The sequence below is a fragment of the Bacillus sp. SIMBA_005 genome (assembly GCF_046535585.1).
Lineage (GTDB): Bacteria > Bacillota > Bacilli > Bacillales > Bacillaceae > Bacillus > Bacillus pumilus.
Genome location: NZ_JAWRWI010000626.1, coordinates 1 through 262 on the forward strand (window position 1 = coordinate 1; position 262 = coordinate 262).

1 protein-coding gene is annotated in these 262 nt (G+C 21.8%); it reads right to left on the reverse strand.

Features of this window, described 5'->3' with window-relative positions:
• The coding region (locus SB660_RS21590; RefSeq protein WP_410584462.1) for a hypothetical protein at positions 1-262 on the reverse strand (262 nt) is incomplete at both ends.

The following is a 262-nucleotide window of genomic DNA, read 5'->3' on the forward strand; positions in this document are numbered from 1 at the left end:
CTAGTAAAAAAATAAAACTTCTCCAATTGTTAGATCTAATTTGTGAACTTAAAACAAAATTAAAAATTGAAGAGTACAAATTAAGTAAAGCTTTTTCTCCACTAGATAAATTTAACTTCTTATTTGTTTCATTTTCAACAAAGCTAAATTCGATTAAGGAAGGAGTTTTAACATGTAATTTTTTTAATTCTAACAATAATTTCCTGTACAATTTTATAAAAGATCCCATATTATTAGTAATTTCACTATCATTTTCTAAATT